We start from the raw sequence: 20,484 nt of genomic DNA, 5'->3' as shown, positions 1-20,484 counted from the left end.
CCAGTATCACCCACCACATATAAACACTTCAAACTACCTAAGTTAAAAATTTCCATAAATATCACTCTTGATTTGTCTTTTGCAAAACGATTAATCTATATGCTATAAAATTATATAAAGGTAATTAACTCAGTTATAAGAAAAAGAGAGCATCGCTGTCCTTTACAAATAATGGCGAGGGTTACCGGTATCAAGCCAAACCATCTCCCACCACATATAAACACTTCTAAAGCATCTAAACTCCTCTGAAAAATTATTATAAAAATCCTATTTGGGTAATTAATCCAGTTGTAACAAAAAAGAGAGCATCGCCGCCCTTTACAAATAAAGGCGAGTGCCACTGGTTCAAGTCCAATATCACCCACCACATATAAAGACTTCTAAAGCATCTAAACTCTTCTGAATAATTATTACAAAAATTCTATTTGGGTAATTAATCTAGCTGTAAGAAAAAGAGAGCATCGCCATCCTTTACAGATAATGGCGAGGGTCACTGGTTTAAGTCCAGTATCACCCACCACATATAAAGACTTCTAAAGCATCTAAACTCTTCTGAATAATTATTACAAAAATCCTATTTGGGTAATTAATCTAGCTGTAAGAAAAAGAGAGCATCGCCTCCTTTACAAATAATGGCGAGTGCCACTGGTTCAAGTCCAATATCACCCACCACGTATAAACACTCCACAAAAACCTAGATTATTTTAACTATTATTTAGAGCTGCTTTTTACCTATTAATTAAGCATTGGTTTTAAATCGCTAAGGCCAAGATAATATGAAGCCATCTAAACGTATGAAAATAACTTAATCTTCTAATAACCTCGGCTAATAGTTAAATTCCCTTGTAAGCAGCTAAACTGTTGATTATAGTCTGTGATAAATCAAACAACATGTAAGCCAATGCCAACTAAGATCTACGCCAAAGCTAAAATACTGATAGTGGAAGAGCAGCCCCTCGCTCAAAGCTATATGAAACAGTCGCTAGAAAGGCTTGGCTTTCGGCAGTTGCACTTTGCCGATCATGCAATTGCAGCAAAAGAGCAATGTTTGGCTGAGCAATTTGATTTAATTGTATGTTCGTTTAATTTAAGCAAACACCAAGACGGCTACCAACTCTACGAAGAACTCCGTGTTAAGCAACTGATAAAAAACTCCACCGCGTTTATTTTTATTTCTGCAGAAACCAGTGGTGCGCTAGTGCATAGCGTTTTAGAGCTTCAACCCGACGACTTTTTGGTAAAGCCATTTACGGTACAAGAGTTAAAAACGCGGATTGAGCGTATTCTAAAACGTAAAAATGAGCTTCAGAGCATTTATACATTAGTAGATGATGGCAACGACTCTAAAGCAATAAAAGTAATCGATGCCGCTTTAAATAAAAAAAACAATATATACAGCCCTATCCTCCTTCGCTTAAAAGGAGATGCATTGCTTAGGCTAAACCGCAGTGAAGAAGCTAAAGACTTTTTTACCTCGGTGCTAGACATACAAAAATTTGCCTGGGCCAAAGTTGGTTTAGTAGAAGCCCTGATTGCTAATAATGAGCATATTCTTGCTCAACGCATGTTAAAAACCATGCTTGAGCGCCATGAAACACGTTTAGTTGCACTGGATTTACTCGGCCGATTAGAAATAAAACTAAACCAATTTGAATTGGCACAAGATTTTTTAAGCCAAGCAGTCGATATCGCGCCACGTAATATCCAAAGACAAAAATCGTTAAGCAATGTTTCGTTAATAAACCACGATTACGAAAAAAGCTACTTAACCCAAAAAGACATAGCCAGCTATGCGCGTCATTCTATTCATGACAGCCCCGACATCTATCTCAATGCAGCCCGTGCCGGTATAGACTTTGCTCTAACCACAGATCAAACAGACCAAATACAACGTATTTCGCGTCAAACTAATAAATACATAAATGATTTAAAAAAGCAGTTTCCTAACAACGCAAACCAATCTCAAATTGATGTACTTAATGCGCGTTTGCACTATTTAAAAGACGAGCACCAAAAAGCCAAGCGCCTTATAGAGCAACTTGATGACGACGATACGTTAATACGCTCTGTAGATGGGGCGCTTGATAAAGCAAAAGCGTTTCACGAGCTGGGTTTTCATCAAAAAGCACAAACATTATTTAGCCAAATAATTAGCCATTGTGAGCGCCACCCCAATATGAGTGATACAACTTACCTGCGTTACATTCAACAGCAGCAAAGTGAGCGTCGTGACATTAAAATGGGCCCTAAAGAGCTTAACAACCATGCAGTAACTCAATTTAATAGAGGGCAATTAAATACGGCGTTAGAGGCGTTTACGCAAGCATTTAGAGTAATGCCGCGTAACCCAAGCATTGCGCTTAATTTATTACAGTGTTTGTTTGATTCGACAAAACAAAAAGGCGGCACTTTTAACTTGGTTATTGCTAAAAAGTGTTACGCCCTTTTGAGTAACTCTACACTGCAGCCAGATCAGTCGCAGCGATTAGATAAAATTTTGCATATGGCAAAAGAAATGAAACTCGATATTCAATCCCCCTAGCGCTAACTAGCGGCTAGAAATAGCTGTTTATCTTGATTGAAAGCTAACTATATAATTAAAGCTTTTTCATTGCAGCGGCATTTACACAATAGCGCAAACCCGACGGTGCTGGCCCATCAGGAAAAATATGCCCTAAGTGTGCATCACACACATTACACACCACTTCAACGCGCTGCATACCATGGCTTAAATCGTTCACATAACCAATTGCATCGACAGTTGCAGGCTGCGTGAATGATGGCCAGCCTGTGCCGCTATCAAACTTTTCATCGGCATCAAAAAGTAAATTATCGCAGCATACACACGCGTATTTACCCGGTTCTAGTAATGTGCAACTTTGTGAGCTATGAGGGCGTTCTGTGCCCTTTTTACGTGTCACATAGTATTGCTCATCACTTAGCATTGCCTGCCATTGCGCGTCTGTTTTTACAACCTTTTCGCGTGGCGTAGGATTGCCATTATTGGCAAAATTTATAACATCATTCCAAGTAAGCATAATAGCCTCCTTCGGTATTAATAAGTGATTAGGGTCTGTTGATCTTTTAAGGTTAAATTTGCAGCAGTCTGTTTGGTATTTAGGCAAGGCAGAGCCTATGCAGTGTGGTTATTCCCCATAATTGGGCGATAACGTAGCATTAATGCCAAACAGGCGCTGCCCAACGGGTTCTTCCTAGGGGCTATTTACTCTTTGTTGCCTACATGGATTTAGGTAAAGGGCGTGAGCAGGACGCGGAAGCTTTGCTCAGCTTTTACTTAGCCCACTAGGTTACAAACTTCGCGCCGCGATTCAATAGCCCCTAGTTTGAACAAACTTTAATCCGCAAAGTTCAACAGCCCCTAACTAAAGCGAATAGTTTGCTTTTCGTGATCTGAAAGTATGCGCTTCATGTAGGCGTCTATGTCATTTTTTTGTGCGGGTAAACTTACACTAAATTGTCGCTCGTTATTGCTATGAATAATAAGCTCATCGTTCTTACTTTCTATATGTTCAATGTTGCCAATAACAAGCCATTGCGGGCCAAATTTTTTATCAAAAAAACCTGCCAAGCTAAATAACATTAAGTGCTGTGCATCGCGCTGAATAAAATTATCAAGCGTATTGCGCTTTTTAAAGGCGGGTGTCAGCCTGTAACAACACGAACAAAACACAAATAACCATAATCCTATTACGGCAGAAAACCAAATATGATCAGTTAGCGATGTAAACAACACCAAAGCGCCTAAGATAATGCCAATACCAAGCACTACAATGGCAATTTTTTTATTAATGTTATCCATTTAGCTCCCTTTTATTTAGCGTTTTTATCATCTGCTTTTTCAGTAGGCTCTGGCCAATCGTTAAAAAACACCTGCAAATAACGACTCTTTGCCAAGTACCACATTACCCAAAACACAATCACCATTTGCACAGCTAAAAACAGTGAAAACCTGTAATGACTATGTGCAGCTTGTATTGTTAACCAGCTTAAGTCGGTTATTGCACACACAAGTAACGGCCAGCGCATGTAGCGCCACACCATCGCTAAACGCGCACTTTGCTGATGAGAGTCGCGCGGGCGTCTTAAGCAAAATAAAAAAGTGGGCACTATCGCAATAGCGCCAATCGAAATTGCGATAAAAAAATCGTTTTTAGATTTAAAAAATAGCGACATTAAATCAAGCTCAGGGCGACGACTCAGCGCCGCTATAACCCAAATAAAATACGCACGTAGTAACACCAATAAACTCAGATGAAATGCAATTGGCGTACGGTAGCTTCCGTATTTATCCCAGTACTCGGGTCCATATCGGCTCATTTTATTACCCTAAGCATTGTACTTATCAAACAGTGCAATTAAGTCGTCTTCGCTAAGTATGTCTATGCCTAAATCTTGTGCTTTAGTTAATTTAGAGCCGGCTTTTTCGCCCGCCACCAATGCATCTGTTTTAGCCGACACACTACCGGCTACTTTTGCACCTAACTGTTGTAAGCGTGCTTTAGCATCGTTTCGGTTTAAAGTATTAAGAGTGCCAGTTAATACATAGGTTAGCCCAGCTAAGGGTTGCTCATCCTCTGAAGGCGGCGTTAGCGCTGGCCAATTAATACCTTGTTCAATTAAAGCATTAACCACATCTACATTATGTTGCTCATCAAAAAAGCCTCGAACATGAGTTGCTACAATAACGCCTACATCGCTCACTTGTGTAAGGCTTTCAATACTTGCTTGGGTTACCTTTTCAAGTGTTAAAAAATGATTTGCTAAGTTTTGCGCTGTGGCCTCGCCAACCTCACGAATACCCAGCGAATATAAAAACTTTGCAAGCGTCGTTGTTTTTGCAACTTCAAGCGCATCCACTAAGTTTTTAGCCGACTTAGGGCCCATACGCTCAAGTGACTCAAAGTGACCTTGTTTTAATATAAATAAATCTGCGGGGGTTTTTACCAGCTCTCTATCAACCAGCTGATCAACTATTTTGTCGCCTAAGCCATCTATATCAAGCGCTTTGCGTGATGCAAAATGCTTTATCGCTTGTTTACGCTGAGCTTGGCACACTAAGCCACCGGTACAACGAGCCACGGCCTCGTCTTCTACTTTTTCAACGTGTGAGTCACAAATGGGGCAACTGGCAGGAAATACAATGTCGCGAGCATCATCTGGGCGGCGCTCAAGTACTACTTGTGTAATTTGCGGAATAACATCGCCGGCGCGGCGTATAATTACTGTATCGCCTACCTTTACGCCTAAGCGGGCTATTTCATCGCCATTGTGCAGCGTTGCGTTTGATACCGTAACACCGCCTACAAATACAGGCTCTAAACGCGCTACCGGCGTTATAGCGCCTGTGCGACCAACCTGAAATTCTACATCAAGTAACTGGGTTATTTCTTCTTGCGCAGGAAACTTATAAGCAATTGCCCAGCGCGGTGCACGTGCAACAAACCCTAAACGCTCTTGTAAGGCTTTTTGGTTTATTTTAATTACTACGCCATCAATTTCATATTTAAGCTCGCTTCTGCGCGTTAAAATATCACTGTAGTAATCTAAAGCCGCTTGCGTACCTTCAACTAACTTTGTTTCTGGGCACAGCGGTAAACCCCAATCGGTTAATTTTGCCAATTGTTGGTAGTGATCCTCAGGGATTGTGCCATCGGCCACCAGCCCAGTGCTATAAGCATAAAACATTAATGGGCGCTTAGCGGTGATTTTTGAATCAAGCTGGCGTAGACTACCTGCGGCTGCATTTCGTGGATTTACAAATACTTTTTCGCCACGTTTTTCGGCTTCGCTGTTTAGTTTTTCGAACCCAGCGCTATCCATAAATACTTCGCCACGTACTTCAAGCTCTGCGGGGTAATCGCCACGCAGCTTAAGGGGCACGTTACGGATTGTTTTTACATTTTGTGTAATATTCTCGCCAGTAAAACCATCGCCACGAGTTGCGGCCTGCACAAGCACGCCGTCACGGTAAATAATCGACACAGCCAAGCCATCTAACTTAGGCTCACAACAAAAAGTGAGCTCATCTTGGCTCATTAAACGCTCTTTAATACGGCGGTTAAAGGCGCTAAATTCTTCTTCACTAAAGGCGTTATCAAGCGATAACATAGGCACTTGGTGAGCAACTTGTTCAAATTTACTCAGCGCAGCACCTCCGACCTTTTGAGTGGGTGAGTCTGGCGTTAAAAATTCTGGGTTTTCTCTTTCAAGAGCGCTTAACTCGCGCAATAGTCTGTCGTATTCTGCATCAGGAATACTGGGTGTATCAAGGACATAATAATTGTAGTTGTGTTGCTCTAACGTACTACGAAGATGATTAATTTGCTCACTAATGCTGCTAGACATTTAAACCTCAAAAAACATAAAAAAAGCCACTTTTAGGTAAGTGGCTTAATAAAAATAATGTGTGCGTATAAATTACGCAGAAAATGCACGAACCTGCTCAACATATTGACGAACGCGCTCAACGGTCATTTCTTCACGCTCGGCATCTAAAATTTGTGCACCAAATTCATCGGCAATTTTCTTAGCTGCGCTATGTAACATATTAAAAGCAGCCAGCCCGTCGCCTTCACAAGGTAAAGTCATAAATAAGCTAACCCCTGCGGTGCTAAACTGTTCCATATTATCAATATCAAACGTACCTGGGTTATACATATTTACTAATCTAAATAACACTGGACCTTGCCCTGCAGGGTCTATGTGGCGATTAAAAAAGCCTTCTTCTGAATATTTAAATCCTAAGGTATTTACTGCAGGCAATAACTTACTGCCTTGCATGCTTAGTCCTTCAGGCATTTGAATATGCACAATAACAAAGTCAGACACATCTGCTGGCGCTTCTTTTTCGCTCTCTGGCTCTGGTTCTAGCTCTGGCTCTTGAACTACTTGCAGGTCGTCTTCAATGGGTGTTTGCGCCACGCTAGTATCTATTTGCGGCTCGTTTGCATCAAAGTTTAGCTCACCAAATTGCGGCTCATCTCGCTGGGCAACAACCGGCTCTTTAGGTTCAACTGGTGTATGCGAAGGTGTATCTTGCATTGGCTCAACCCGCTCTGAAGGCGCTACCTCTGGGCTGTCTTTTTTTCTAACTGACCATAAACCATGTACTAATAAGCCACCTATGACAAGTACACTGATCACAATTAAAACCAATCTTAGTTCTTCGGCCATCCCCTCACCTTTTATTATTTGTTATGCCTAAACCCGTGTATTAATTAACACTAATACGCTTAAAATAAACTGTTATGTGTGTGCAAGTTGCACTGCTTGTTCTATATCTACTGCTACCATGCGTGATACGCCTGGCTCTGCCATGGTAACGCCAGTTAAACGCCCTGCCATTTCCATCGCAATTTTATTATGACTAATATAAATAAACTGCACCGATTGTGACATTTCTTCAACCAAACGGCAAAAGCGTACCACGTTAGCATCATCAAGCGGCGCATCTACTTCATCCAGCATACAGAATGGAGCTGGATTGAGCCTGAATATAGAAAACACCAATGATAATGCGCTCAGCGCTTTTTCTCCACCACTTAACAGATGAATTGTCGAATTTTTCTTGCCTGGCGGCTGTGCCATTATACTAACACCACTTTCGAGTAAATCGTCACTGGTTAATTCTAAATACGCGCTACCACCGCCAAATACTTTTGGAAATAGCTCGGCAAAGTCGTTGTTCACTTGATCGAAGGTAGCTTTAAAGCGTGTTTTGGTTTCGCTGTCAATTTTACGAATCGCCCCTTCAAGCGTATTTAACGCTTTGGTTAAATCCTCAAGTTGATTATTCAGATAATCACTGCGCTCTTTAGCTTGTTCAAACTCATCTATTGCGGCTAAATTAACTGGACCTAGCTTATCTAATTGATGCACAAGCCCACTGATCTGATTTTGCGCTGCATTTAAACTAAGTGAATCAGGCAGTGTATCTAAAACACTTTTTAAACTTTGCTTTAATTCTTCAAGCGGCTCAAGTGCTGCCTGCGCTTTTATAATTAGGCTTTGCTCTTCAATACTTAGCTTTTGATGTTGTTCTTGCAAACCTGTCAGCTCACCTTGAGAGTGCTTAAGGCTGGCTTGTTTACTTATAAGTGTTTGCTTTGCCTCGTTAAGCTTTTTTTGTAACGCAACCAAGCTAGCTTCGCCCTGCTGATGTTTTATTAAAAGCTGTGCTATTTGCTCAGTGAGCTCTTGCTCGGGTATAAGCAACGCTTCCATTTGCGCTTGCAGCTCTTTTGCTTCTTCTTGCGCACTCATGAGTTCTTGCTCAGCATGATTAAGCTTTGTTTGACTAAGCTGCCACTCACTGTGTGCTTTTTGCTCTTTTAACGTGGCCTGATGCGCTTGTGTTTTATATTGCTCAAGTGTAGCTGCAGCTTGGCTGTATGCAGTATTACTGCGTGTGCAAGCGGCGTCGGCGCTTGCCAGTTCGTCAGCTAAATTACGTTGCTGTTGATGTAACACTTCAAGCGCACTGTTGTGCTCATCGCGCGTTTTTAATAATTGTGATTGCTCAGTGGTTAATGCACGCTTTTGTTGCTGGTACTTTTCTAGTTGCTGTAAAAATTGTGCTACTTGCTCTTTTAACATGTCGCTGCGCGTAGTGGCCACGGCAATGTTTTGTGCTAATTGATGAATTGCATTTTTAAGTACTGCTAACTCATCACTCAGCTTTTGCTGCTGTGTTTTTAGCGCATTAAGATTCTCAAAATCCCTTGCAAGGGTATTTTCAGCCTCTACTAAGCTCGCTGTTTTTTGCTTTAACTGTGTGTGTTTTAAAAGTTGTGAGTTTTCGGCGTTTTTGTCTGCGCTACGGTGCCAGTTTCGAGCATGTAAAGCACCGCTTTTATCCATAACCGCAATATAAAACGTATCATTTAACGCAGCGAGTTCAGCGTTTTCGCTGTACGCAATACGGGTCAGTAAATCTGGATAAACACCCTCAGTAACTAACGCCGCAACGCTATTGACTGGTATTTCACTTTTATGCGGCCACACACTATTGTTGCTTTGCACATCGGCTACGTTTAGGTGCTCAAGCGTTTGCAGTGCCTGTTCAACTACATGTTCAAACCCTGGTTTTACCTGTAATTGATTAAATAAAGTGTGCTGCTTATTGTCATCTTCAATCCCTAAACTGCTTTTAAGTCCAGCAATGCGAGCTTTTAGCTCATTAACGTGCTGTAAGCTTTGCTGATGTTGCTGATCAGCGTCATTTACTAAATCGGTTTGCTCTTTAAGCGCTGCGGTGCAGTGTGTTTGCGCCGTTTGCTTACTGGCAAGCTCTTGAGTTAGGGTTTGTTTGTATTTTTGTTGCTCGGCTAGTTGCTGCTCTAATTGGCTACTTTTAATATCGTCAATTTGGCTATTTAGTTGGCTTAGCTGTGCGTTTACATGGGTTAAGGCTTGCTCTGTTTGCTTAACACTACTTTGCTGCGCCTGTACTTTATTATTAAGCGCGTGTTGTTGTTGATTAAGGCTTTGCCACGCGTTTGTGTGCTTATTTTTTTCATCAGCTAAATCTGCAAGTGTAAGGGTAAGCTCTTCAACTTGTTCGCTGCACTCTAAACTGTACTCGCTTATCTCTTGGTGGCTCACAGATAACTGCTCACACACATTTTGCTGCTGTGTTTTTAGCGCTTCACTTTGCAGCTTTCGCTGTTCAAGCTTAACCACACTTTGTTTAAGTGTTTGCGTTTGCTGTTTAATATTAATGTGTTGTTGTTCGGCGCGGGTCAACTCTGTGTGGGTAACGTGTTGCTTATGCTGCGCATCGTTAAGCGCATTTTGCTCTGCATTTACTTGAGCCTCTAGGCTTGCAAGCACATCGTCGTGGCCTGAGTGAGCCGTTTTAAAAAAGGCGATTTGCTCATTAAGCTTTTTGATTTGCTCACTTTTTTCAAGCTGTTGTTGATGCAGCTTTTGCCATTTTAATACAGCTACTTGGCCTTTTAAGGTGCGCTCTTGCGCTTTTAAATCGCGGTATTTTTTCGCATCAACCGACTGCACAGCCAGTTTATCTAGTTGCGCTTGTAATTCTTTGCGCACATCAAGTAAACGCTCAAGGTTTTCGCGGGTACTTTTAATTCGGGTTTGCGTTTCGCGGCGGCGTTCTTTGTATTTAGACACACCCGCGGCTTCTTCTAAAAATACGCGTAGCTCTTGAGGTTTGCTCTCGATTAAACGCGAGATCATCCCTTGCTCTATAATTGCGTAACTACGCGGGCCAAGCCCAGTACCTAAAAATATATCGGTAATATCGCGCTTACGACATTTGCTCCCATTTAAAAAGTACAACGATTGGCCATCGCGTGTTACTAAACGCTTAATCGCTATTTGGTTTCTGTCGGCAAATGTATTAGGTAAATCACCTTGGGTGTTATCAAAAATAAGCTCTACTGAGGCTTGCGAGATTGGTTTACGATTAGTTGAGCCATTAAAAATAACATCGGTCATGGCATCGCCACGTAAGTTTTTAGCTGAGCTTTCACCAAGCACCCATCGCACAGCGTCAATCACGTTTGATTTGCCACAGCCGTTAGGCCCAACAACACACGTCATTTGATCAGGAAATGGAATTTTAGTGGGCTCTACAAACGATTTAAAGCCCGCTAATTTAATAGTGCTTAAGCGCATCTTATTGTTATTACCGATTATTATTGTTATTACTTACAAACAATTTAACTCATAAACAGTTAAAAAGTTAAGCTTGGCGTTTAAAGTTATCTAAAATAATACCTGTGGCCATTGCCACATTAAGTGACTCTGCCTCACCAAAAGCCGGTATGGTTATTTTGTCGCTTACTAATTTTGCACACTGCTCGCGTATGCCATGCGACTCACTGCCCATAAGCAATACACCCTTTGCGCTAAAATCAGTTGTATGTACGCTTTGCCCATCTAAAAATGCCCCATAAATAGGCATATTTAATGTTTGTAAGTATTCAGGTAGCTCTACTTGGCTTACCGACACTCTGACAAATGAGCCCATGGTAGCGCTAATTGTTTTAGGGTTGTAAGCATCGGCGCTGTCGGTACTTGTTACTATATGTTTAATGCCATACCAGTCGGCAACTCTGATAATAGTGCCTAAATTGCCCGGATCAGAAACTCCATCAAGCGCCAATATTAAGCCGGTATTATTAGGTAAATCAGCCTTTGGCATATCAACCACTGCAATGGCCGCGTTATTACTCACTAAGGTACTGGCTTTAGTCAGCGACTCTTCTTCTGCTGGCGTAAAATCTACATGTGGAAACTGGTTTTGGTGAGTGTTTATAAACGCCTGTGTTGCAAATATATCAACCGCCTTTAATGGGCTGTTTAACAACTCAAGTACGTTTTTTTCACCTTGTACAAGGTATTGATTATATTGCTTTCGGTACTTTTTTTGGCCAAGTTGGCGAATAAGCTTGAGTTGGTTTTTTGAAATCATAACAGCCCCATAAAATTATCGCCCTAGTATACCAGAGATGATTTAAAGTGCAGCACCACATATATTAAAAGCAGCGCCATTGTAGGCTGTAAGGCTATTAAAGATTGAGCTTTGCACCAAATTTAGGTAAATTAACAAAAAAACAACATGGATATAATTTTAATGGAATCAATACACCCTACTCCCCCAGAAACCACCCCTGCAGTAAGTGAACCTACGGCCCCTATTTTTAGCGGCAAAGTACAGTTTAGCGGTAAAGGCGGTGAGTTTTTTGGTATTTGGATAGTCAATATTTTACTGAGCGTACTTACTTTAGGTATTTACTCGGCTTGGGCAAAAGTGCGCACAATGCGATACTTTTATGGCCACACCCGCATTGACGGACACAGCTTTGACTACTTAGCCACCCCGATGCAAATTTTAAAAGGCCGTATTTTAGCGGTTATTGTATTTTTAATTTACTCCTTTGGTAGCAGCTTTTTTCCTCTTGTAGGCTTATTATTTGCGGTTGCTTTTATCTTTTTAATGCCGTGGATTATTAACCAAGGCCTGCGCTTTAATATGCGTATGACCCGTCATCGTAATGTACGCTTTGCATTTAAAGGCGATTACGGCGAAGCTTTCATTAACTTTATTCTTTTACCTATTGCCAGTATTTTTACCCTTTATTTATTAATGCCGTATGTTTTAAAACGTATCGACACGTACATACATAGCAATATTAGCTACGGTGACACGCCATTAACCGTAAACCTTAAAGGTGAAACCTACTACTTAACCGCCCTTATTTGCTTTGTGGTGAGCTCTATCACTATGGTGATATTTATGGCTGTATTAGGCTTATTTGGGCTTGATTTAATGAATGTTGAAAACCAACAAGCTGCACAAGATCCAGCCAAAATGGGCATTATGTTTGGTGGATTAATGATTGCTTACGTATTTATGATTGCGATAGTAACCGCTGTGTGGGCTGCGGCTATTCGTAACCATATTTTTGATAACAGTCAATTTGAAGACGTAGCATCATTTAAATCAGAGCTTAAGCCTATTCCTTTTGCCATATTACTATTAACCAATATGCTGGCAATCGTGTTTTCTTTAGGGCTTGCCTACCCGTGGACCAAAGTGCGTACATCGAGAATGCTTGCCGAGGTTACAACCGTTAATATTTACCCTAGTGCGCTAAATTTAGTGGATACCGCGCAACAAGAGCAGTCATCGTTTGCTGAAGAAGCAGCCAATGTATTTGATATTGACCTATCGCTAACCTAAGAGCTTATTATGCACGTACAGGGACATTACTTCCCCAAGGCATCAAGCAATTACCAGCAAGGTGTCGCTAGCATTAGCGACACCTGTGTTGAGATTAGCTACGATGACCAGCTTATTTCAAGCCATGCAATAAGCGATATAACACTCACCTCTGGCCTAGCTGGGCTTGCTGATGAACTAAATTTTAATGATGGCAGCCGCTTTATTCCTACTGATGTAAATTATCGCTGGCCTTTTAAAGCAAATAAGCATGACCTACTAGAGCGCCTTGAAAAAAGTAAATGGGCTATTATCGCGGCCGTTATTTTTACACCGCTTTTTATGTGGTTAATGCTTTATAAAGTTGTGCCCGCTATTGCTGTTTACAGTGTTGATACTCTGCCGCGAAGTGTAGTAGAGCAAATGGGTGAACAAAGCTTTACCCTAATTGAAAAGCTCGCGCTTGATGACAGTGAGCTGCCTAATGAGCAACAAACTAAAGTACAACAACACTTTAATACCATGCTTAATGCGCTCTCGCTTGAGCCATCGGTTTATAGGTTATCGTTTTATAAATCAGAGGCCTTTGGAGCGAATGCGTTTGCAATGCCCCACGGGCGTATTGTCGTAACCGATGAGTTAGCAAATTTATTAGCCGATAAACCCAACGCACTAAAAGCCGTATTACTTCACGAAATTGGCCACGTAGTCCACCAGCATAGCGTACGCATGACTGCTCAATCGGCAGCCAGTACCATTGTACTTGCAGTTATATTTGGTGATTTAGAAGGCATAGCAGAAGTGGTACTAGGTACGGGGGCATCTTTTGCACAGCAAGGGTTTTCTCGTGATATGGAGCGCGAGGCAGACAGCTATGCGCTCATTCAACTTGAACATTTAGGGTATTCAAGCAACGACTTTGCCGATGCCATTGAAGCATTACAAGGTGCGCACACCAGCGAAAACGAACACCTTGAAAAGGTAAATAATTTGCTCGAATATTTATCTAGCCACCCAAGCGCACAAGAGCGAATAGACAATGCGAGGAAATAACCGCGGTTATATACAAATTGCTCGCTACATAGTGAGTCTACGTTGGATATACTAATTCGATTAACTATAGGAGCTATCTTAACGATAAATAAATCATTTAGTAACTAGGCAAAAAATTTTGTGTTTAGTGGTTCTAAATAGAGATTTTTTAACGACGTTAGTAATTGATTTAGTACGTTAAATTGTTCAAATAGTTATTTGGGTTAGTATCATTCACGACTTTTTTCCAAAGCTTTATCATATTGCCCCGCTTGAAAAACTAATGACTGGCAGTGCGGGTTTTTCAGCAGAAGTGTCTGACTTAATTACACGTTCGGCGGGTATTGGCGAAATTATATTTGGATTATGCTTATTAGTGTTTTATAAAAATAAGCACATCGTTATTTTAAATATTTTAGCGCTTTTAGGGCTTTTGTTAGCGGTTGTAGTAATGCAGCCACAATTACTCATTGAAGCATTTAATCCAGTAACAACTAACCTGCCGCTGATTGGCTTAAGTTTTATTTGGTTAAAAGAAATTAAGCTGCAAAATAATCGACACCTCTAAAATAAAAAAGGTATGCCAGTGCATACCTTTTTGTAGTGCTTAACTTATAGCGTTAATACTTATTTTTATGTGTCCACAGGTGCAATAATTCACTGGCAATTGTTGCTGCGGCAATAGCGGTAAGCTCGCTTTGGTCGTACGACGGTGAAACCTCTACCACATCCATTCCGACCATATTTATGCCTTTTAGTGCGCGCAGTATTTTAAGCACTTTATCAGATGTTAAACCACCGCATACAGGTGTGCCTGTACCTGGTGCAAATGCAGGGTCTAAACAATCTATATCAAACGTTAAGTAAACGGGTAAGTCGCCTACTCGCTCACGTATTTGCGCTGCTATTTCATTAGCGTGCAAATCGTTAGCTTGCATTGCATCAATCACTGCAAACTCATGTTTGCTTTGATCAAAGTCGGTACGAATACCAATTTGGATACTGTGCTCTACATCAATCAGCCCTTCCATGGGTGCATGATAAAACATAGTGCCGTGATCAAAACGCGAGCCATTGCTGTATGTATCAGTGTGCGCATCAAAATGAACCAGTGCCATTTTGCCATGTATCTTTGCATGCGCGCGCAATAGCGGAAGCGTTACAAAGTGATCGCCACCAAGGCCTAACAGCGTTGCCCCTTGGCGAAGTATTTGCTCTGCAGCCATTTCTAGCTGTGCCGTAAAATACTCAGGATCGCCTACCGGATAAGTAAAGTCCCCCGCATCAGCAACCGTTAAACGCTCAAACAAAGGAAATGTCCACGGGTATTTAGTGTCTTCCCAGGCTAAATGTACCGACGCTCTGCGAATAGCATCGGGCCCTAAGCGTGCACCGGGGCGGCCCGATGTTGCTAAGTCAAAGGGTAAGCCTAGTACAACGACATCTGCATCAATGGCATTAATGTTTTGCACCATAGGACGACGTAAAAACGTCATCCCGTTTGAATACAATGAGTGGTCAACATGACCAAACAAGCTAGACATTGCTTATAACTCTTCTAAATAAGTGTAGCCATTAAGGCCGCTTTGCAACTCGTCTAAAACGCTTTGCTGTTCATTTTTATCTATTTTTGCAGACACTAACTGCGCGTACGAGTGTTGAAAACTCTCAACATCTAAATGTACATAGCGCATCATATCGGCTACCGTATCACCTTGGTTTATCTCACTAATACTGGCAACGCCTTGCTCATCCATATTGATAATAGCGCTGTGCGTATCGCCAAATAAATTGTGCATATCACCTAAAATTTCTTGGTACGCACCCACTAAGAAAAAGCCCATTAAGTAAGGCTTATCTGCACTGTACTCAGGCACGGGTAATGTGCTTTCAATGCCTTGGCCATCAACATAGTGCTCAAGCGCGCCGTCTGAATCACAGGTAATATCAAGTAATACAGCACGTTTTTTTGGTGCTTCGGTTAAACCACTTAATGGCAATACCGGAAACACTTGATCAATCCCCCACGCATCAGGAAGCGATTGAAAAAGCGAAAAGTTTACAAAAAACTTATCAGCTAAACGTGCGTTCAACTCGTCAATAATTGGGCGATGGAAACGGTTTTTGTTATCCATGTGTTTGTTAAGCTCATAACAAATACGTAAGTTAACTTGCTCTGCCCACGCACGCTGCGTTAAATCTAAAAGCCCAAGTGCAAACTGGTTATGCGCCTCCGCTAAATCCCCTTGGCTGTCGTGGTAAATTTCAATCAGTGCGCGATCATCCGTTAAATCGGTTAACTGCACAAACGATGCCCACATATTATTTAATAAAAGCGGTGCATCTGCTGCTGGCGCTACTAACTCTTCTGGCGTGTAGCTTTCTGTGCCTATAACATTTGATATAAGCACCGCATGGTGCGCCGTTAGTGCACGTCCCGACTCAGAAATAATCGTCGGCATGGGCTGCGCGTACTGCTTACAGGTATCGCCTATGGTGTACACAATATTATTTGCATACTCAGCTAAGCTGTAGTTCATTGAGTTATGCGATTGGCTGCGGGTACCATCGTAATCAATAGCTAAACCGCCCCCTACATCTAAGCACTCAATGTTTGCACCTAATTTGCGTAGCTCACAGTAAAAACGCGCGGCCTCACTTACACCTAAACGCACATCACGAATGTTTGCCATTTGCGAGCCTAAGTGAAAATGCACAAGTTGCATTAAATCAAGTTGGCCTGCCTCTTTTAAACGATTCACTACATGCAAAACTTGCGACGCTGATAAACCAAATTTTGATTTTTCGCCGCCACTTGCTTGCCACTTACCTTTGCCTTGCGATGCTAAACGAACGCGAATACCAATACGTGGTTTAACATTTAGCGCTTTTGCTTGGCTAAGTACCATGTCGAGCTCAGAAAGTTTTTCAAGCACTATGTATACTTTGTGGCCTAGCTTTTCACCAATCAGTGCTAAACGCACATATTCTTTGTCTTTGTAGCCATTACATACAATCACTGCACTGGTTTTTTCTGCCATTGCCAAAACAGTTAATAGCTCTGGTTTGCTGCCCGCCTCAAGGCCTAGTTGTTTTTTTTCTAATTCGGCTTGGCTTGCTACTATTTCTTCAACCACTTCGCGTTGTTGGTTTACTTTAATTGGGTAAACTAATAGGTAATCTTTTGGATAACCATAGTTTTCAATCGCGGTATTAAACGCGCCACATAAACTGTGCACACGATGATGTAAAATTTGTGGAAAGCGCACTAAAGCCGGTAAGCTTAAGCCTTTTTCTTGAAGTTGTTTTGCAATATCTGTAAGTGCAATAGTTTGCTCTGGGGCGTGAGCCTTTGGCGCAACATACACATCACCTTGATCATTAATTCCAAAAAAACCTTGGCTCCAATGACGAACATTGTAACTCGTGCGAGCTTGTTCTAGTGATGTTGTCTCTTTCATTTATCTTTCTCTTGTATTTAATGAATGCCGGTTCGGCTAGTTGCGCGCATTAAAAGAAAAATAGACTTTTAAGTCCAACAAGTATTTTTACTCGTAACGAGTGATTTTTAGTGTTGAGAGAAAAAACACCTACACCTTAGCTTTTACAGCTAACCGCCTTTAGTAAAGCAAGCTGGTTATGCGGCTAAAAAAATAAGTACAGCTGTACTTTTTTAAGATAAAATAGAACAACTGTACTTATTTGGTATAAACATGAAACAAATTTATTTTAATCAAAACAAGCCACCTAAATTTTCTAAAATAACAAAGGCTGCCACTTTTGGTCTGACCAAAACATTTCCTAAACTCAGTGCCCGCCTTGCCATGAAGGTATTTTGTAACCCGCATAGCCGACGCCAATACGAATTTAGAACATGTATACAGCCAATTAATATTAAACTTACTACCGAGCTTGGCGCTGTAAACCTGTACTATTTTAGCCAAGCCGAAAACACTAAAACGGTATTTTTATCTCATGGCTGGGCCGATAGCACTAATCGGTTTACTGCTTTAATAGATGAATTGCTTGAAAAAGGCTTTAATGTTTACTCAATTGATCACATAGGCCATGGCTATTCGCACGGCAATACCTCGCACTTATACGGGTATATGCAGGGGCTAACAGCGGCTTTTGAGTACTTTAATGGGCAAAATATTACAATTAATAGAGTCGTTACACACTCTATGGGCGGTGTTGCTTTGTTAAACTTAGCGCCTCATTATTTAGAGAATAAAAAAATTGTGATGATCTCTGCCCCTGCACAAATATTTGAAGCCATGTTTGCTAAGGTCAGGCAAGTGGGTATTTCTGAGCTCATGCTAGAAAATATGCTTAATAAGGTGTCAGACAAATATGGTATTAACTGGCAAAACCTTCACCCTGATCATTCTAAAGATAAAATTAACGAAAACATGTTGTTTATTCATGATAAAAATGACTCAGTGGCAAGCTTTGAGGCAATAAAATTATTAACTGAGAACACACCCGCAACACTTGTGGCCACACAAGAGCTGGGGCACGTGCGTATTTTAAAAAGCCAATACGTGTACGACCAAATAACACGCTTTATGGATTAACGATGAAAAAAAGTGAGAGCACTAAACGCAATATTTTGCACAAAGGAATGGCCTATGCGGCTGCACATGGTTTATATAGCTTGTCGATAGGAAAAATAGCGGCAGTGACTAACATGTCGCGTACTGGGGTGATCTCACACTTTGCCAATAAAGAAGATATGCAAGTGGCTATTTTGGCCTACACCGAAGAAGAGTTTAGAAAACAGGTTGTTGATATATCTGTTGATGAAGATGCGTTAATTCATTTAAATAATTTTCAGCAACGCTGGCTTGAGTGGCTCAATTTTTTAGATACGGTATCGCCTGGTAAGCAGGCAAGTTGCCCGCTCATTAAAGCGTCGGTAGAGTTTAAAGCAAGCCCGAACTGTTTGGTAAGGCAGTTTATGCAAGACCAACACTTAAAAATGATTAACTACCTCACTAAACTTGCAGTTAACTGCCAAGCACAAGGCTACTTTAGCCAAGACAAAGAACCGAGCATTTTTGCGTATGAGTTTTATGGCTTATATACCGGGCATGTTGTACAAACAAGCTTAATAGATAATCCAGCTTTAACGCTTACTTATAAAAAAGTAGTTGGCAATTTAATTGCGCGATATATGCGTTAACAGTGGCCTGTAAGGCGTTTTTTACCTTTAATATGGCGTACTTTTTAAGCGCTTTTAGGTGCAAAAATAATAATAGCCATGCCCAGTAAGGCAACCGCCCCGCCCACTACATCCCACATTGTAAGCTTTACGCCATCAACTGCCCATAACCACAGTAAAGCCACGCATATGTACACACCGCCATACGCGGCATACACCCGTCCAGCGGCTGCTGGGTGTAACGTAAGCAACCACGCGAATAGCGCTAAACTGATTGCTGCAGGTATTAAAAGGAATATGGATTTATCTTCTTTAAGCCAAAGATAAGGTAAGTAACAGCCAATAATTTCTGCCAGTGCGGTAATAATAAATAGCGCGATAGTTTTTACTTCAAACATAAAACCTCACGTGATTTAAATAACGAGAGCATAATAAAGCTAAGTAACTGCAAACTAGTTACTTAGCTAAATTGTACTAATTTGGGTAAAAAATTTTTACCCATATTTAAGTAAAACAGGTTACTCAGCTAGGGCCGCGTCGGCCAGCTTCATTGTACTTTCGAAAGATTTAGTACCGGCTATAAATAAACCATTGTGGCAAAATACAGCGTCGTCTAAGCCTGTTTCAGCTTGGAACTCTTCATCAGATAAGCCAGCCCACTCTTTAGGAAGTGACTTTCTGTCTTCAAACGAGCCTGGCTCTACAGGTACAGTTTGAATAATCCATTGGCCGTTTTGCGAAGGGTAAACCATAAATAAAGCGTCGCTTGATAAATGGTGTACTGTTTTTTTCCATGGTGTGTATTTTTCTAAAATAATCACGCGGGGATCTTTTGCCTCCTCTATTGCTTTTGCAACAATATCTTTGGCGTTAATGCTTCCTTTTGCTGAGGCAATAAAACGGGTTAATAAACGCGCTGCAAACTCAACGGCTTCATCAAAGCATTCATCAAAGTTGCCTTCCTCTTCCCATGTTGGATTAAACATAGAAAGCGTTTGGCTAAGCGTTATGCCCTCAACCACACCCTTAACGTAGCCACAATCTATGGCATCAATTGTAGAGACTAAACCAGCGTCAACTCTATCAGCCACCGCTTGGTTATTATCACACAGTGCTAAACCATACTTTTTCCAAATTAAGCCAAATGACGAGTATGGCGTGCCATTTTCGCGCTCGCCTGCGCCGCCGCGTTGGTGGTGATCAAAGCGTCCTGTGTCAGGGTTGTATTCACCACCAACATCAACAACAATATCGGCACTTTCTATTACTGCTTTATCGCGGGTTCGTACCAAGTTAAAGGCAGGCAATACATGCTTAAGTACCGCAATACTAAACACGTCATCGGCATGGAAATTACCACTGTGGGTTACTACTGTTAAATCGCTCATTGGTTTTGGGCTACTTTTAAAAAAGATAAAATTCTCACTTATGAAGTGCTAAATAAAGGTTTATACCCGTTTGCTTAATCAAGTAATTTATTTTGAAGCAAAAAAGCTTGTTTATAGCCAGGTTTTGCCTCTTAAAATTATTAAGTATTACTGTGCACAGGTATTAAATATACGTGGCGAATTTTATA

Annotated in this window: 17 protein-coding genes and 1 tRNA gene; 7 read left to right on the top strand and 11 right to left on the bottom strand. The window is 41.2% G+C overall.

Annotated elements, in window-relative coordinates; all coding sequences use genetic code 11:
• Positions 1-427: 427 nt before the first annotated feature.
• Together B2R65_RS13625 and B2R65_RS13620 are read left to right on the top strand one after the other, a co-directional pair.
• Positions 428-520 (top strand) — tRNA-Leu (locus B2R65_RS13625).
• A gap of 381 nt (positions 521-901) precedes the next feature.
• Entirely contained in the window at positions 902-2,542 is a 1,641-nt protein-coding gene (locus B2R65_RS13620; protein ID WP_024034162.1) for a response regulator, read from the top strand.
• Positions 2,543-2,597: 55 nt separating this feature from the next.
• Here B2R65_RS13620 and msrB read toward each other — a convergent pair whose 3' ends face one another.
• The 7 genes from msrB to B2R65_RS13585 all read right to left on the bottom strand — a co-directional run bounded on the left by msrB (position 2,598) and on the right by B2R65_RS13585 (position 11,461).
• On the bottom strand, positions 2,598-3,038 hold the full coding sequence (gene msrB, locus B2R65_RS13615; protein ID WP_004588868.1) for a peptide-methionine (R)-S-oxide reductase MsrB: 441 nt from the start codon (positions 3,036-3,038) through the stop codon (positions 2,598-2,600).
• A 341-nt stretch (positions 3,039-3,379) separates the two neighbouring features.
• Complete coding sequence (locus B2R65_RS13610; protein ID WP_024034163.1) at positions 3,380-3,820, bottom strand: hypothetical protein; 441 nt, start codon at positions 3,818-3,820, stop codon at positions 3,380-3,382.
• Between the two features lie 11 nt (positions 3,821-3,831).
• Complete coding sequence (locus B2R65_RS13605) at positions 3,832-4,338, bottom strand: DUF2919 domain-containing protein (protein WP_004588866.1); 507 nt, start codon at positions 4,336-4,338, stop codon at positions 3,832-3,834.
• Positions 4,339-4,347: 9 nt separating this feature from the next.
• The gene (ligA, locus tag B2R65_RS13600) at positions 4,348-6,366 is read right to left on the bottom strand and encodes an NAD-dependent DNA ligase LigA (protein ID WP_286743468.1); all 2,019 of its coding nucleotides are present in this window, start codon (positions 6,364-6,366) and stop codon (positions 4,348-4,350) included.
• A 72-nt stretch (positions 6,367-6,438) separates the two neighbouring features.
• On the bottom strand, positions 6,439-7,194 hold the full coding sequence (zipA, locus tag B2R65_RS13595) for a cell division protein ZipA (protein ID WP_004588864.1): 756 nt from the start codon (positions 7,192-7,194) through the stop codon (positions 6,439-6,441).
• A 72-nt stretch (positions 7,195-7,266) separates the two neighbouring features.
• Positions 7,267-10,662 carry a chromosome segregation SMC family protein gene (locus tag B2R65_RS13590; RefSeq protein ID WP_286743464.1) on the bottom strand — a complete coding sequence of 1,132 codons (3,396 nt, stop codon included), beginning with the start codon at positions 10,660-10,662 and terminating at the stop codon, positions 7,267-7,269.
• A gap of 67 nt (positions 10,663-10,729) precedes the next feature.
• A complete protein-coding gene (locus B2R65_RS13585) occupies positions 10,730-11,461 on the bottom strand; it encodes an RNA methyltransferase (protein WP_055253075.1) in 732 nt (243 codons plus the stop codon).
• Positions 11,462-11,623: 162 nt separating this feature from the next.
• On the opposite strand from B2R65_RS13585, the gene B2R65_RS13580 reads away from it, so the two are divergent.
• The 3 genes from B2R65_RS13580 to B2R65_RS13570 all read left to right on the top strand — a co-directional run bounded on the left by B2R65_RS13580 (position 11,624) and on the right by B2R65_RS13570 (position 14,312).
• On the top strand, positions 11,624-12,733 hold the full coding sequence (locus tag B2R65_RS13580; protein ID WP_286743461.1) for a YjgN family protein: 1,110 nt from the start codon (positions 11,624-11,626) through the stop codon (positions 12,731-12,733).
• 9 nt (positions 12,734-12,742) lie between these two features.
• Positions 12,743-13,765, top strand: coding sequence for a M48 family metallopeptidase (locus tag B2R65_RS13575; RefSeq protein ID WP_029772728.1), 1,023 nt, complete (start codon positions 12,743-12,745; stop codon positions 13,763-13,765).
• A 181-nt stretch (positions 13,766-13,946) separates the two neighbouring features.
• Positions 13,947-14,312: a DoxX-like family protein gene (locus B2R65_RS13570; RefSeq protein WP_348735728.1), complete on the top strand. Its 366-nt coding sequence runs from the start codon at positions 13,947-13,949 to the stop codon at positions 14,310-14,312.
• Positions 14,313-14,364: 52 nt separating this feature from the next.
• On the opposite strand, the gene speB is transcribed toward B2R65_RS13570, so the two are convergent.
• Together speB and speA are read right to left on the bottom strand one after the other, a co-directional pair.
• Positions 14,365-15,288, bottom strand: coding sequence for an agmatinase (gene speB / locus B2R65_RS13565; RefSeq protein ID WP_029772730.1), 924 nt, complete (start codon positions 15,286-15,288; stop codon positions 14,365-14,367).
• A 3-nt stretch (positions 15,289-15,291) separates the two neighbouring features.
• The gene (speA, locus tag B2R65_RS13560) at positions 15,292-17,205 is read right to left on the bottom strand and encodes a biosynthetic arginine decarboxylase (RefSeq protein WP_054983439.1); all 1,914 of its coding nucleotides are present in this window, start codon (positions 17,203-17,205) and stop codon (positions 15,292-15,294) included.
• Between the two features lie 252 nt (positions 17,206-17,457).
• Between speA and B2R65_RS13555 the strand changes: the two genes are divergently transcribed.
• On the top strand, positions 17,458-18,321 hold the full coding sequence (locus B2R65_RS13555) for an alpha/beta hydrolase (protein WP_029772733.1): 864 nt from the start codon (positions 17,458-17,460) through the stop codon (positions 18,319-18,321).
• A 2-nt stretch (positions 18,322-18,323) separates the two neighbouring features.
• Entirely contained in the window at positions 18,324-18,929 is a 606-nt protein-coding gene (locus tag B2R65_RS13550; protein WP_064384866.1) for a TetR/AcrR family transcriptional regulator, read from the top strand.
• Between the two features lie 44 nt (positions 18,930-18,973).
• On the opposite strand, the gene B2R65_RS13545 is transcribed toward B2R65_RS13550, so the two are convergent.
• Together B2R65_RS13545 and B2R65_RS13540 are read right to left on the bottom strand one after the other, a co-directional pair.
• A complete protein-coding gene (locus tag B2R65_RS13545; protein ID WP_029772735.1) occupies positions 18,974-19,306 on the bottom strand; it encodes a YnfA family protein in 333 nt (110 codons plus the stop codon).
• A 120-nt stretch (positions 19,307-19,426) separates the two neighbouring features.
• Positions 19,427-20,296 carry an MYG1 family protein gene (locus B2R65_RS13540; protein ID WP_024034175.1) on the bottom strand — a complete coding sequence of 290 codons (870 nt, stop codon included), beginning with the start codon at positions 20,294-20,296 and terminating at the stop codon, positions 19,427-19,429.
• Positions 20,297-20,484: the final 188 nt, after the last annotated feature.

It is taken from the genome of Pseudoalteromonas sp. UBA2102 (genome assembly GCF_002331165.1).
GTDB classification, from domain to species: Bacteria; Pseudomonadota; Gammaproteobacteria; order Enterobacterales; family Alteromonadaceae; genus Pseudoalteromonas; species Pseudoalteromonas atlantica.
The sequence above is the reverse complement of the archived record's forward strand: the minus strand, read 5'-3'. Positions and strand labels throughout refer to the sequence as shown.

Bases quoted from the DNA above. Each gene is read 5' to 3' on its own strand.
- B2R65_RS13620 (WP_024034162.1), top strand. From the start codon at position 902: ATGCCAACTAAGATCTACGCCAAAGCTAAAATACTGATAGTGGAAGAG.
- msrB (WP_004588868.1), bottom strand. From the start codon at position 3,038: ATGCTTACTTGGAATGATGTTATAAATTTTGCCAATAATGGCAATCCT.
- B2R65_RS13610 (WP_024034163.1), bottom strand. From the start codon at position 3,820: ATGGATAACATTAATAAAAAAATTGCCATTGTAGTGCTTGGTATTGGC.
- B2R65_RS13605 (WP_004588866.1), bottom strand. From the start codon at position 4,338: ATGAGCCGATATGGACCCGAGTACTGGGATAAATACGGAAGCTACCGT.
- ligA (WP_286743468.1), bottom strand. From the start codon at position 6,366: ATGTCTAGCAGCATTAGTGAGCAAATTAATCATCTTCGTAGTACGTTA.
- zipA (WP_004588864.1), bottom strand. From the start codon at position 7,194: ATGGCCGAAGAACTAAGATTGGTTTTAATTGTGATCAGTGTACTTGTC.
- B2R65_RS13590 (WP_286743464.1), bottom strand. From the start codon at position 10,662: ATGCGCTTAAGCACTATTAAATTAGCGGGCTTTAAATCGTTTGTAGAG.
- B2R65_RS13585 (WP_055253075.1), bottom strand. From the start codon at position 11,461: ATGATTTCAAAAAACCAACTCAAGCTTATTCGCCAACTTGGCCAAAAA.
- B2R65_RS13580 (WP_286743461.1), top strand. From the start codon at position 11,624: ATGGAATCAATACACCCTACTCCCCCAGAAACCACCCCTGCAGTAAGT.
- B2R65_RS13575 (WP_029772728.1), top strand. From the start codon at position 12,743: ATGCACGTACAGGGACATTACTTCCCCAAGGCATCAAGCAATTACCAG.
- speB (WP_029772730.1), bottom strand. From the start codon at position 15,288: ATGTCTAGCTTGTTTGGTCATGTTGACCACTCATTGTATTCAAACGGG.
- speA (WP_054983439.1), bottom strand. From the start codon at position 17,205: ATGAAAGAGACAACATCACTAGAACAAGCTCGCACGAGTTACAATGTT.
- B2R65_RS13555 (WP_029772733.1), top strand. From the start codon at position 17,458: ATGAAACAAATTTATTTTAATCAAAACAAGCCACCTAAATTTTCTAAA.
- B2R65_RS13550 (WP_064384866.1), top strand. From the start codon at position 18,324: ATGAAAAAAAGTGAGAGCACTAAACGCAATATTTTGCACAAAGGAATG.
- B2R65_RS13545 (WP_029772735.1), bottom strand. From the start codon at position 19,306: ATGTTTGAAGTAAAAACTATCGCGCTATTTATTATTACCGCACTGGCA.
- B2R65_RS13540 (WP_024034175.1), bottom strand. From the start codon at position 20,296: ATGAGCGATTTAACAGTAGTAACCCACAGTGGTAATTTCCATGCCGAT.